The 13,402-nt window shown below is 52.4% G+C and carries 11 protein-coding genes; 7 read left to right on the top strand and 4 right to left on the bottom strand.

Annotated elements, in window-relative coordinates; translation table 11 throughout:
- Positions 1-319: 319 nt before the first annotated feature.
- The 3 genes from fni to HJG54_RS14875 all read right to left on the bottom strand — a co-directional run bounded on the left by fni (position 320) and on the right by HJG54_RS14875 (position 3,245).
- The gene (fni, locus tag HJG54_RS14885; protein ID WP_420717392.1) at positions 320-1,381 is read right to left on the bottom strand and encodes a type 2 isopentenyl-diphosphate Delta-isomerase; all 1,062 of its coding nucleotides are present in this window, start codon (positions 1,379-1,381) and stop codon (positions 320-322) included.
- Positions 1,382-1,578: 197 nt separating this feature from the next.
- Positions 1,579-2,118, bottom strand: coding sequence for a late competence development ComFB family protein (locus HJG54_RS14880; RefSeq protein ID WP_036006136.1), 540 nt, complete (start codon positions 2,116-2,118; stop codon positions 1,579-1,581).
- Positions 2,119-2,315: 197 nt separating this feature from the next.
- Positions 2,316-3,245, bottom strand: a complete 930-nt coding sequence (locus tag HJG54_RS14875) for a M23 family metallopeptidase (RefSeq protein ID WP_316429576.1) — start codon at positions 3,243-3,245, stop codon at positions 2,316-2,318.
- Positions 3,246-3,586: 341 nt separating this feature from the next.
- On the opposite strand from HJG54_RS14875, the gene HJG54_RS14870 reads away from it, so the two are divergent.
- The 7 genes from HJG54_RS14870 to HJG54_RS14840 all read left to right on the top strand — a co-directional run bounded on the left by HJG54_RS14870 (position 3,587) and on the right by HJG54_RS14840 (position 11,548).
- Positions 3,587-5,929 carry a cation:proton antiporter gene (locus HJG54_RS14870; protein ID WP_316429574.1) on the top strand — a complete coding sequence of 781 codons (2,343 nt, stop codon included), beginning with the start codon at positions 3,587-3,589 and terminating at the stop codon, positions 5,927-5,929.
- A gap of 161 nt (positions 5,930-6,090) precedes the next feature.
- A complete protein-coding gene (locus tag HJG54_RS14865) occupies positions 6,091-6,939 on the top strand; it encodes a neutral zinc metallopeptidase (protein WP_316429572.1) in 849 nt (282 codons plus the stop codon).
- A 77-nt stretch (positions 6,940-7,016) separates the two neighbouring features.
- Positions 7,017-7,505 carry a hypothetical protein gene (locus tag HJG54_RS14860; protein ID WP_316429571.1) on the top strand — a complete coding sequence of 163 codons (489 nt, stop codon included), beginning with the start codon at positions 7,017-7,019 and terminating at the stop codon, positions 7,503-7,505.
- Between the two features lie 206 nt (positions 7,506-7,711).
- Entirely contained in the window at positions 7,712-8,005 is a 294-nt protein-coding gene (locus tag HJG54_RS14855) for an RNA recognition motif domain-containing protein (protein WP_036006131.1), read from the top strand.
- 37 nt (positions 8,006-8,042) lie between these two features.
- Positions 8,043-8,231 (top strand): 30S ribosomal protein S21, encoded by a 189-nt coding sequence (rpsU, locus tag HJG54_RS14850; RefSeq protein WP_316429568.1) that lies wholly within the window; start codon positions 8,043-8,045, stop codon positions 8,229-8,231.
- Positions 8,228-8,731 (top strand): hypothetical protein, encoded by a 504-nt coding sequence (locus tag HJG54_RS14845; RefSeq protein ID WP_316429566.1) that lies wholly within the window; start codon positions 8,228-8,230, stop codon positions 8,729-8,731. The genes rpsU and HJG54_RS14845 overlap by 4 nt, the downstream gene beginning before the upstream one ends.
- Before the next feature lie 117 nt (positions 8,732-8,848).
- Complete coding sequence (locus HJG54_RS14840) at positions 8,849-11,548, top strand: CHAT domain-containing protein (protein ID WP_316429564.1); 2,700 nt, start codon at positions 8,849-8,851, stop codon at positions 11,546-11,548.
- A 546-nt stretch (positions 11,549-12,094) separates the two neighbouring features.
- On the opposite strand, the gene HJG54_RS14835 is transcribed toward HJG54_RS14840, so the two are convergent.
- Positions 12,095-13,093, bottom strand: a complete 999-nt coding sequence (locus HJG54_RS14835) for a helix-turn-helix domain-containing protein (RefSeq protein WP_316429563.1) — start codon at positions 13,091-13,093, stop codon at positions 12,095-12,097.
- Positions 13,094-13,402 lie beyond the last annotated feature (309 nt).

Below are 13,402 nucleotides of genomic sequence, written 5' to 3'. Positions count from 1 at the left end.
CGTACCTCTGGTAGGTAATCAATACTGGCAGGTAATCAATACCGTCATCAATCGGGTAACCAAATGACCCAGAGGCAATTAAGACAACCTAGACAGCTCTAGCTCCAGTTTAAACGGTGAAAATTTAACTTCACTCACGAAGTGTTCTAAGTGATTCAACCAAATTAAACGGCGATAGGGCATGCGGGCACCTAATCCGGTACCAGAATCTGTCACCAAACCCATCAGCAGCGGGACATTGGTGCTAGGCCCGCACGACGCAAAGACTCTACAGGAGGATCTAAAGCCTACTGTGAATGGACCCTATTGTGAATAGACCCTATCGGTTGCCGGAGACGGGCTGCAAAACTCCATTGGTTCTCAAGTCAGCCAGAGTAACGCTACCCGTGCAAAATAACACCGTTGTGATTTCGGCAATCAGGGTTTCAGTCAGTTGATGCAGAGCGGTTTCTGATTCCGCTGCCGCCTGCAGAAAGGGAAGTGCCAATCCGGCTAAGTCGGCGCCCAAAGCAATAGTTTTAGCCACTTCCAGCCCGTCTCGCAAGCCCCCAGAGGCGATCAAAGCAATAGTTGGCGCTACCGAACGCACCGCGGTGATGCAATCAGCAGTAGGAATTCCCCAATTGGCGAAGGTCTGCCCCAGACGGCGCTGGCGCAGATCCGCCGCTCGCTCGCTTTCAACCCTAGCCCAGGAGGTACCGCCCGCCCCTGCTACATCGATGGCACTGACGCCCGCCTCTATCAGCTTTTGTGCCATCGAGCCAGAAATACCATTGCCCACCTCCTTGGCAATCACGGGCACCGGAAGCTGTTGGCATAGCTGCTCAATTTTTCTTAGCAGACCGCGAAAATTGGTATCGCCACGAGTTTGGACGCACTCTTGCAGAGGATTGAGGTGAAGCACCAACGCATCCGCTTCTAATAGATCAATGACCCGCTGGCATTCGGTGACGCCGTAGCTGTAGTTAAGCTGCACAGCTCCTAGATTGGCAAACAGCAGAATATCTGGCGCTACCGAGCGCACAGCAAAGGTCGCCGCCACCTGGGGATTCTCAATTGCCACCCGTTGGGACCCAACTCCCATTGCGATCCCATACTGCTGGGCCACTGCTGCCAGCCGATAGTTAATCAACCGCGCTAACTCGGTGCCGCCTGTCATGGAGGAAATCAACAGCGGAGCCGCCAGCGACTTGCCTAGAAATGAGGTAGACAGATCAATTTCCGCCCGGTCGAGTTCGGGTAGACAGCAGTGAGTAAAGCGATATCGTTCTAAGCCCGTTGTTGTTTGGTGAAACTGGACATCTTCTTCGAGGCAAACACGCAAGTGATCGGCTTTGCGGTTTTGAGTAGCAGCCGCTTGCTCTGGAGCCGCTTGAGAGATCAAATCGCTGGCCACACTGGGTGCAGCACTCGAGAGAGAATCACCAGAAAAATCGGTTGAAGAATCGACAGAGTTAATGGTTGTATCCACAACAAGTTAAAAAGAGCCAACTGCTTAAGCTAGTTTGCCATGCTCTTGTTCATTCCTGATGCCAAACACACAATGTGCAACAACCCGTTGCCAGACACAAACTCGTACTAGGACCGCACCTCGTACTTATGGGCGTAGGTTTTGAGCAAAACACTCACCTGAGAAAGCATCTCATCGCCTGTACTCTTACCCAACGCCTGCCGTTCTGGGAAAAACTCTGGCTGATCGAGGTTGCGGGCAATGGCCTCACTAACCTGCTGAGCAATCAACGCTTGCAGTTCATCCTTCGCTCTTCCACGCTGATATTCTGCCCCTTCTTCGGTGGTGGCATAGAGGGGCGGCAAACGGTTGAGAGCATAGGCAGCAATGTCTCCTAAATCGAGGGTGCAGTCGCTGGTGGCTTCGATTTCGGCAACGCGGGCAATCGCCTCGGTCAGCACCAGTTCTTCCATGACGTTAATAAACTGCTTGCGGGGCACCGCTACCACTTCACCGGTCAGCAACGCTCCCATCAGCCGATCGAGCGCCATGTATTCTTCAATCGACAGCTCAGAAGCCGTATCACAAATGCGGCCTACTTCTGCTTCCATTGCCGGGGTGAGGTAGCCATCTTGCAGGGCTTGTTCGACGATTTTTTCAATACTCATAGGGCTTCACTGATTAGGGCTTCACAAAATTAGCTTCACTCAAATGTGCTGTACCTTCTCGAACCGCCAGGACGTAGAGGAACCTACGCACTTTCTGTTTTAGTGTGCCCAGAAATCGCAAAAAGCATTGGCCCTCTTGCGGAAGTTCTGCAACCCGGCTGCCGACTCAAGATCCAACTCTCCAGTTTGAACCCAACTCATTCAAATCCAGCATTGCGCCAAGGCACCGGGTCCACAGACTGACCGTTGACGTACAGCCCCCAGTGCAGATGCGGTCCCGTAGAAATTCCAGTTGAACCAACCGCGCCAATCCGTTGACCAGCCTGCACAAAATCTCCTTCCTTGACATCAATCCGGCTGAGGTGGATCAAAATACTAAGCACCCCCTGACCATGATCGATGCCGATCGTGTTGCCATGTAATTCAAATCCTTCGGCTTCGCGCCCAACCAGGGCAATTCGACCCGCTGCCGGAGCCACCACTGGAGCACCCGTTGGCGCTGCATAGTCTACGCCGCGATGGTAATAATCCTGGGCAAATTCGCCATTGTAGTAGCGCTGCACTCCATAGACGGTAGAGACTTCGCCATCGCTAGGACGGACAAACGGACCATTCCAGAATTTTTCCGACGTCACCAGGGCTTTGAAGGCATCCACCTTGTTAAATTCGTAGTCTGTGCCTTCGGGACCGCCACCGCTGATCCAGATACTCTGAGTTGGGAAATCGCGATCGCGGAGCTGGATAGGCAGATTCTGAGTTTGCCCAGCCCCGTTTACCTGGAGGGTCAAGTTGCCAGGGGCATCAAGTGGGGTAGTCGGCACAAAGCCCCGATAGCGATTATTGCCAATTGCAAACATCGGATAGGTGTTCTGCCGCAGGATGATGGTCGGCGGTTGGTCGCTTGCCCCGGCCTGAGCCACCACTACAATTGTGTCGCCAAGCTGGGGATTGGTGGGCCGTACCTGCACCTGCATCGCCTGAGCGGATGGAGCCAACCCGATGACTAAACCGGCTACCAACAGGCCAAGCCACAGCCGTTGCTTCAGAAGCCGCCGCCAAAACGCACGGCTGCAAAACCGAGTTAGGGAACCGCTTAAATTCAGCGAATCGAGAAAGAAAGCAATCATGGGTTTGCGGTGAGACTACTGTGGTGAAAACTACTGACCCCATAGATTACACCCTTTCCCGGCATCCGTTCCACGCTGAATCTTCCAGGCTTACAGGACTCTAATTTTTTCATTGAATGCCTGAGAAACGCTGCTTAATCAGCCACAAGTGCCAAGACAATCTCAGACAATCTCCAGAAGAATCTGTCCAGTTCACCTACAGGCCAAAAAACTTCGGTATGCTGAACATTAAAAGACATTAAAAAATATTACTAAGGCTGCTCGGCCCAGCGATCAAAGCTGGGGAACAAGCCTTAATTATTAAAATTTGTTACTTCCGATTACCAATAAAGTAGGAACTCGTGCAAGAAGATTTCAGACTGATTGTTGACCTGGTTGTGGTACTGGCGGCGGCGGCTGGCGGCGGTTTGTTGGCGGCGTTGCTGCGTCAGCCAGTGCTGTTGGGCTACCTGGTAGCGGGAGCCATTGTGGGTCCGGCTGGCTTGGGACTAGTCAAGGAACTGATTCAGGTCGAGACACTGGCCCAATTTGGAGCCGCCTTTTTGCTGTTTGCCTTGGGCGTCGAGTTTTCCTTTTCTGAGCTGAAAAAAGTTAAGGGCATCAGCTTGGGTGGCGGCGGCTTGCAGATCCTCTCCACGATTCTAGTGACGACGTCAGTATCGCTGGGGGTTGGCTGGGTGACGTCACCGGCACAGGGCATTTTCTTGGGCGCAATTCTGTCCCTTTCCTCCACGGCAGTCGTGCTGAAATGCCTGATGGAGCGCAATGAGACAGGAACCTCCCACGGGCGCGTCATGCTGGGGATTCTGGTAGTGCAGGATCTGGCTCTGGGACTGATGCTGGCAGTTTTACCGGCGCTCGATCGGCCCTCGGAAGAAATTGGCGTCGCGGTTGGGATCGCTTTGTTAAAAACTGGCCTGCTGGCGGTTGGAGCAGTGGTTGCTGGTATCTGGATCATTCCCCGCTTGTTGCAGCTATTAGCTCGAACCGAGAGCCGCGAGCTGTTTTTGTTGGGCGTGGTAGCGCTATGTTTAGGAATTGCCCTACTGACGGAATATCTGGGCCTGTCGATCGAGATGGGGGCGTTTATCGCCGGATTGATGATTTCGGAGGTAGAGTACGCCGACCAGACGCTCACCTACGTGGAGCCAATCCGCGATATTTTCGCCAGCCTGTTTTTTGCCGCCGTGGGCATGTTGATCGATCCGGTCTTCATCTGGAACAACCTGGAGCTGATTCTGGGTTTGGTGGCCCTGGTGTTTGTCGGCAAGTTTTTGATTGTGATGCCCTTGGTGCGGGCATTTCGCTATTCGCTCAAGACCTCGCTGATTGTCGGTTTGGGTCTGGCCCAGATCGGGGAGTTTTCCTTTGTCTTAGCCAGTAAGGGACAGGCACTGGGCTTGGTGTCGCGCCGCGTTTATTTGCTGATTTTGGGAACGACTGCCGTTACTCTGGTCGTGACTCCGTTTGTGCTGCGAATTGTGCCGAAGCTGACCGACTGGGCCGAAGATGTCCCCTGGCTGAAGCGGTTGCTGGATGGCAGCGAAGACCCGATCGAAGTGGCCGAGGATCTGCCGACTCAAAATCACATCGTCGTATGTGGCTATGGGCGGGTGGGACGCAATATTGTGCGCCTGCTGCAAGCCTACAAGCAACCCGTGGTCGTGATTGATCAGTCCGAGCAGAGTATCCAAGAGTTACGCGAGGCCAATATTCCTTACATCTATGGCAATGCAGCTAGTCTGCATGTGCTGGAATCTGCCGGCGTCGATCAAGCCCGTGGTTTGGCGATTGCCCTGCCCGATCCGATGAGTACGCGCCTTTGTCTGAAGCGTGCCCTAGAGCTAGCGCCTGATATTGACGCTGTGGTTAGAGCCACCCAGGATAGGGATCTGGAATTGCTGTACCAGTTGGGGGCGCGGGAAGTGGTGCAGCCAGAGTTTGAGGCCAGTATTGAACTGTCGGCCCATTTGCTCACAGGGCTGGGCGTGCCGCTGCCGGTAATTCAGCGTGAGGTGCAACAGCTGCGCGGGTCTCGCTATCAAGAATTCCGTCCTGAACGGTTGCCGGAGCAAGTGTCGCGGGAGTTGAAGGTGGCCGCCCAAGACATGAACAGCAAATGGTACAACCTACCTGAAGGGTCGCCGCTGGTAGGCATGACGCTCGAAGAGACTGATCTGCGTCGCCTCACCGGCGTCAGCTTGATGGCGATTGAACGCCAAAGCGGCGAAGAGATTGACTACCCCGATACCCAAACCCAGTTAGAAGAAGGTGATCGGCTGCTGGTGGTGGGCGAACCCGACGAGTTAGCAGCCTTTAGTGAACTGGCCAAAGGGGAAGCCGCCGTTCCGGGTGAAAATGCCTCCTGTCAGTGGCTGCTGGTACCCGATGATAGTCCTGTGGTGGGCAAAACCCTAGCCGAACTCCACATTCGTCGTCAGTTTGGTGTACTGGTGCAGGCGATTCGGCGAGAAGGCAAGTTTATTAGCTTCCCTAGGGGGTCGAGCGATCTACAGGCAGGCGATCGACTGTTGCTCTGCGGCAATTTCCATGCCCTCAACCAAGCCAGTCGTTGGATTGCGCCCAGTTCTGAGTTTTCTGAGCAGGCGGCGGTAACATCAGGTTTACCGATTTCCCTTAGCCCTCCTACCCTAAATGAGCCAATCCCAGAGCAAGCCTTGTAGCAGGCAGCTTTGGAGTCATTGCCATTGCTTTCACGGAAACGTTTACGGCTTGTCACTCCTACTTTTGGTTGGGCTGACAAACAAAAATCATTCTGAAGTAAACTTTTGTGATTGATATAGAGGCCGTAAAATAGCGCCATATTGATTTGGCGAAGGGTGATATGCGGTGGGAATTTGGTAGACGAAGTCAGAATGTAGAAGACCGACGCGGTAGACGAGTAGCGGGTCCGGTCGTGGGAGGCGGTATTGGGGCGATTCTTTTGGCCGTGGTTGTCACCTTACTGGGCGGCGATCCCAGCGCCATTCTGAATCAGGTGGCCTCGGATGGGTCGGGTGCACCTCAGGCCACATCGCCTCAAGAAGATCGATTAGCTGAGTTTTCTAAAGTCGTGTTAGCCGATACCGAAGACGTCTGGACCGATCTGTTTCGGCGACAGGGAGCCAACTATCGCGAGCCAACGCTGGTGTTATTCTCCGGATCGGTGCGCTCGGCCTGCGGCTATGCTCAATCGGCATCGGGGCCATTCTATTGCCCAACAGACGAGAAGGTGTACTTGGATCTAAGTTTCTTCGAGGAATTGGCTTCTCGCCATCAAGCCCCCGGAGATGCAGCCCAAGCCTACGTGATCGCCCATGAAGTCGGCCACCATGTCCAGAAGCAGTTGGGCGTTTTGCAGAAAATTCAAGGCTTGCAGCAGCGCGTCAGCCCGACCCAATCGAACCAGCTCTCGATCATGCTGGAGCTTCAGGCCGATTGTTTTGCTGGCGTTTGGGCCAATCAAGCCCAGCGGACTCAGCGTAATGTGGCCCTGGAGCGGGGCGATGTCGAAGAAGCACTGAGAGCAGCGAGCAGTGTTGGAGATGATTACATCCAGTTGAAAACGCGGGGCTATGTCGTCCCGGAATCGTTTAACCACGGCACGTCGGAACAACGAACTCGCTGGTTTGCCCGCGGACTGCAAACCGGAGACCCAGCTCAGTGTGACACCTTCAACGCTTCTAGCCTCTAGAATTCAGGCACAAAACTCAGAGGAATGGTAAATTTTAATAAATGTAAATTTTAATTACAGCCATTCGTTCTGAAGCGATGAGTGATCAACCTCTGGGAACCCCACGCCCACTCTGGCGCGTGATTTTGCTGTCGTTACTCACCGGACTCGCTTACTACGGCTGGTATAAGTGGGTGATTCAGGATGAGCTAAAGCGCTATACCGGCAAAGACTGGTCGGGTGCGGTTTGTTTGTTGCCCTTCGGGTTGGGTATTGCGGTACCTCAGCTCTTGCGTCTCTATGATCCCGATGTTCCCGGCTGGTTTGGTTGGTTTTCTCTGGCAGGTATCATCTGGATTTATATAGTGCAGTTTCGCCTGTATTGCACAGTTAACGCTTTGTACCGGCAAGCTGGCCTTCAGGCACCCTTGACCCTACGGTGGCTGTTTGTACCCGGCCTCAACTTGCTAGTGGGTCTGCGGCAAATTCACTTTTTGAGCCAATACTGGGCTATGAAGCGAGGTGAGACTGTAGGCGATCCGATTACAGACCGTTTACCGCTGTTTTTTTCGCAAGTTGGACTGTAGTTTTTCCCAAAATTTCCCAAAATTTCCCCAAGAGATAGTTCTTGTAAAAACTAGAGCTTGATTTAGTCCAGAGCATCCTTGAGTAAGTCCATCCTAAAATTCTGTGTTATTGTCTCTAGTAAGGTTTATTTTCGGCGGTGTAATTCGTTTTACTACAAGCGTCTCTCCGAATCTAACTCTCTGCAATTGATTTCGGAGATATGTTCATGTCACTCTACGTTGGTAATTTATCCTACGAAGCCACTCAAGATAATTTGGCGCAGATTTTTGCGGAATACGGTACCGTTAAGCGAATTCAGATTTCCACAGATCGAGAAACAGGTCGCTCGCGGGGGTTTGCGTTTGTGGAAATGGACACAGAATCTGAAGAAACAGCCGCTATTGAGGGACTCGACGGCGCAGAGTGGATGGGACGGGATCTAAAGGTCAACAAAGCTAGACCGCGTGGGGAAAGTGGTGGTTCGCGTGGCAATTGGAATCGGGGTGGCGCTCAGCGCTAGTTCGATCAAAATCTCGTTCCATGCGTGAGGAAACCGAATGACCCAGGTAACCCTTGGTGAAAATGAAGGGCTTGAATCGGCTCTACGACGGTTCAAACGCAAGGTTTCTCAAGCAGATATTTTCCCTGACATGAGAAAACACCGACATTTTGAAACGCCAATTCAGAAGCGTAAGCGTAAGAAACTGGCAAGACAAAAGCAACGCAGACGTCGAAGACGAATATGACTCCAGATGCAATACGCAAAGTTGGCCAGCTTAGACAAGAGTTTTATCAACGCTTTACCGCTGCAATGAATGTACCCGTAAACATTAGCAGTGCCTATACTGGGAATTTCTCAATTGCATCCTGGATAGACGACAGTTACCGGATGAATTACGTATGTATCTATGCCTGTGCTGCGCCAGATGCCCTAATTCTCGAACGTCCCCTACTCCTTCGTGTAGCTATCAATCGAGGCGCTGGGGCGGTTTCGGCAACAAAGTGGGGAAAGAGCTGTCAGGGACTGAATCGGAGCTGGCAATTTGAGTTGACCCTGCTGCCAGAAGAGGTTTTAGATTTTTTGCCGTGGGTTGTTCATTTAATTAAATCGCGCAGCAAAGAGGCCGCTTTAACCATTGTGGTTCCTCCGCATCCGATTGATTTCAAACCCTCTTACCCGCGTTCGTTTGACAATGCTTGGTCTCATAGTGCCGGCAGCAAAATTGCGACACAGTTTCTTTCGTGATGTTTTCCTTAATATTTATTCTTAAACATTCACTGGCTGATTCAAGCTTACTTCAAAATCACAGCAGGGGAAGTAAAATAGAGAGTATCTCCCAATCTCTATAAGTTTCTCTACAGTATGCGGCAGGTCGGCGGGATTCGATGGAAACGGTACCAACGTCTGTGGGTGCTGGGGTTATCGGCATTCGTAGGATTCCTTTGTGCGGTGGTGCCAGTTAGGGACGCGGGGCGGTTACTAGCGTCTCCCACACCAGTTACGCATACACAAATCGCTCAAACTGCCCCGACTCAGAACGCTACTCAGAACGCTCAAAGACTGTTACAGCAAGGCATCGAGCACTATGAAGCCGAACAGTTCACTGAGGCAATTGAGAGTTGGCAGCAGGCAATTGCTATCAGTCAAGAGCCGCTACAACAGGCTTTTGCTTGGAGTAATCTGTCTCTGGCCTATCAGCAGTTGGGGCGTTGGTCAGAGGCAGATCAGGCGATCCGCCAGAGCTTGAGTTTGCTGCAACAACCGCAACGGCAGACGGAGCAGCTTTATCAAGAAGTGTTGGCGAAAGTGCTGAATACCCAGGGTCGCTTACAGTGGTATGGCGGCCAGATCGAACAGGCGCTCGAAACCTGGCAGCAGGCCAGTGCCAGCTATCAGCAGGCGGGCGACCGGACTGGATTGATGATTAGCCTGATCAACCAAGCGCGAGCGCTGCAAACCTTGGGATTTAGCGTCCGAGCCGAGGCCCAACTCACCCAAGTAGAGCAACTTTTGCAGCAGGAAACCGACCCGAATTTGCAGGCCACCGGCTGGCGCAATCTGGGCAACGCGCTGCGACGAGTCGGAAAGCTGCAAGAATCACGCGAGGTTTTGCAAACTAGCCTCCAGGTCAAATCCGTCAACCCGGCGATTCAGAGCGCCACGTTTCTAGATCTGGGCAATACCGAACGGGCCTTGGGTACCAAAGCATTGACAATTGGCGACACCGAATCGGCCCAGCGTTATCTACAATCGGCCCAACAATTCTATGAACAGGCAGTTACCAGCGCTCCCTCCCCACTCGCCAAACTGCAAGCCCAGCTCAATCAGCTCAGTCTGCTGATCGACGCGACTCCCTCGAATCAAGCCACCCCATCCCCGCAGGCGTTCGCACTCGCCGAGCAGTTGCGGTCGGATTTTGCTGATTTACCGCTGAATCGAGCTAGTCTCTACGCCCGCTTGAACTATGCCCGCAGTTTAAGCCGAGCCGTCTGTGCCGCTTCAACTTGTGCAGGCGGACAGCTCAATCAACGAGCACTGGCCGATTTTCTGGCCGCAACCCTGCAACAGGCCCGCAACATTGGCGATGTCACAGCAGAGTCCTACGCCCTCGGTCAGCTCGGCGAACTCTACGAACAGGCTGGACAGTGGCGTGAGGCTGAAGATTTGACGCAGCAGGCGTTGCTGAAAGCAGAGGCCCTCCAGGCAGCTGATGTGCGCTACCGCTGGGAATGGCAGCTCGGACGGTTGCAGCAACAGCAGGGCAATTGGACGGCAGCACTGGCGGCTTACCAAGCAGCGGTTAAATCACTACAATCGGTCCGCAATGATTTGCTGTCGATCAGTGCAGATGTGCAGTTTTCGTTTCGCGATGATGTGGAACCCGTATATCGGGGCTTGGTGGAACTGCTGCTGCTGGCCGAACCGGGCCAATCCCCCAGCCAGGAGGACTTGAAGCAGGCGATTCAGCAGGTGAACGCCCTTCAACTGGCTGAACTGAACAATTTTCTGGGCTGTAACCTGGCGCAGACGGTGGAACTCGAACAGATCGAAGCGGACGCCACCGCCGCCAAGCTCTATCCAATGATTTTGCCAAACCGATTGGCTATTGTGCTGGAATTGCCGGGCAATCAACCCTTGCTCTACCATGAGGTGCCCCAGTCCCGCGCCAACCTACTGCAAACCCTGCAACAGCTCCGCCGCGATCTCAGCACCCCTGACCGCACCCCTGAGGCCGTCGCCGGCCTAAAGCAGCTTTATGGCTGGCTGATTGCTCCGTTTCAAACTGCACTGGATGCTGACATCAAAACCTTAGTGTTTGTCCTGGATGGTGAGCTGCGCAATATCCCTATGGCCGCCCTGTACAACGGGCAGCAGTATTTGGTCAGCCAGTACGCCGTGGCTGTGGCTCCCCGCCTAGAGCTGTTTCAGCCCAACCCCCGCCCTGCCAAGCTGAATGTGTTTCTAGGAGGCGTTGGCGAGCCTCAGACTTTGCAGCAACGTGCTTTTCCCAAAATCGAATATCTGACGCCAGAGCTGGAGCAAATCCAAAAATTGGCGCAGGCCCAGCAGCCTTTGCTAAACGAAGCCTTCACCGAATCGAATTTAGAACAACAGCTTCAGGCAGGTGAGTTCTCAGCTATCCACCTCAAAACCCACGGTATTTTTAGCTCGGACCCAGAAGAGACCTTTATCGTTGCCTATCAAGAACTGATCACCGGCCGCGATTTGGGCCGCTTGATTCAGCTAGGTCGCTTAGGAGAAGCCAGCCCAATCGAGCTATTGGTTTTGAGTGCTTGCTCAACGGCGCAGGGAGATAACCGGGCCGTTTTGGGCTTGGCAGGTGTGGCAGTCCAGGCAGGTGCACGCAGCGTGGTCTCTACTCTCTGGGAAGCGCAGGATCTACCCAACACAGAGTTAATGATCCGCTTCTATCAAGAGCTGTTGGATCCGCAGATCAGTCGGGCCGAAGCGCTGCGGCGGGCGCAACTGCATTTGTTGCAGCAGGGATACACGACTCCCCATGTGTGGGCTACTTATGTGCTGGTGGGCAATTGGCTTTAGGGGATGGGCTTCGCCGTGAGCGGCTCAGCCGGACGGGGTGAACATCGTGAATAGATTGAGACCACTATGAGTCGTTGCTGTTGCTATCAGTTCTTGTACTGTTTGGATACTCTCAAAAATTACAGTCCGACAAATGTACTTGGAGGTGTAAGCTACGGTGTATACACAAGTCCTCTCGACCCCCGTTCGGCTGAGCGTTCGACTGAGCTCACGCCGAAGTCTCACGCCGAAGTCTCACGCCGAAGTCTCACGTCGCTCGCGGAGCGCGTTCCACGAACGAAGCCTAAATCCCCCATTCATGGGGGACTTTGAGTCAACGTTAAACCAATTTTTCCCATGCTTTAGACCAAATCAGGTTCGGAAGTCCCCCATAAATGGGGGATTAGGGGGCTAAAACGCCTCGAATCCTAACCAACTCGATTTGTGTGTACACCGTAGGAGGTGTGGGGCAGATAGTGAGCAATGTAAAAACTCAGTGAATAACTCATTAAATAACGCTGAGCACACAGATTGCTCGTTTAAAGTCTTCATCATGGCTTACATCTATCAGCGCGACTGCCGAAATTGGGTAGGAGAAACGCCGGTCCACCGTTTGAAGGCTCGCGTAAAATTAGCGGCATCGCTATAGCCCAACTCAAAGGCAATATCAATTAGTTGATGAGTCGGGTCTTGCAGCAAATGAACCGCTTGCTCAAATCTGACTTGTTCAACCACCTGCGAAAAGTTAAGGTTGTTGTCTTCCAATCGTCGTTGAAGGGTGCGAGTACTGACGCCTGCTGCTTCCGCGGCAATAGTGAGACTCGGGTAGCCTTCTGGCAACAGGAGCCGAATCAGTTGGCGGAGTGAATCAGTGAAGTCAGTCGGCAGAGCGGTCAACTGCAACGTTGCTTCTGCACGGACAGAGAGGGAAGGTTTAATGAAATGGTTTAACGGTTTACTCAACAAATCTCTAGAAAAGCGAATGGCATTGTTTGGTTGGTCAAAATGAATTGCTGTATTCGATAAACGGTCAAGGTCTAGAAACGCTTTATTTTTGCCACCAACCAAATAGAGTTGATCCGGTTGCCAATAGTGTTCTGCACCTAACCGGATCACGTTTAAATACACCATGACTGAAAAGCATTGCGCCTGGCAAGTCTGAATGTGGTGAGGAACAGTGTATTGATGGTGCAGCCAGAGGTAGTTGCCGTCTGCAGTAAACCAAATCTTTTCACCCGTCACCAGTGTATTATGTAGCTGTATTAACTTCCCTAGCAAGTCATGTAGCGTCAAGGATTGGCTAACGACAGCCCCAAACTCACCCAACTGGGCCAACTGAGTTTGCTGTCCGACCAAGATACCCAGGTTTTCAACTCCTTCCGAGCAAGCGCTCAGTTCCGCAAAGGCAAAACTCTGGTTTAGCGGCATCAAATTCTCTGTATTATCAAAGGCACCAACCGGCAAGTGGGCTTTTCGTAGTAAATATTCTGTCGGTGCCCCGATCTGATCCAAAAATTTAACGAACGGCAGGACTACACTAGCCCGCACTAGGGGAATTGTGGTCATAAACGAAGTTTGGCAGGAAAACTTGTTAAGAAGTGAGATCTCGCTGTTTCAGCTCAATCTTTGGTGATTTCATTCCAAGATGAATTCCAGCAACAATTGAGGCACAAACGCAACACAAACACCAAAGAAGGAGTTGATAGACTAGACCAATCCATTCCTTCGATATCTATAGATCAGCATCGATACCTGATACGTGATCTAATACGTTATCTAATATATGTGGAGTAAAGAAATATTGAAATCCTGTCTAGAGCGGTAAGAGCATATCATATTTGCCAAGAATCTGGCGTGAAATGACAAGATTTTTTA

Origin of the sequence: Leptolyngbya sp. NK1-12 (genome assembly GCF_032598965.1) — a bacterium.
Classification (GTDB): domain Bacteria; phylum Cyanobacteriota; class Cyanobacteriia; order Elainellales; family Elainellaceae; genus Elainella.
The sequence above is the reverse complement of the archived record's forward strand: the minus strand, read 5'-3'. Positions and strand labels throughout refer to the sequence as shown.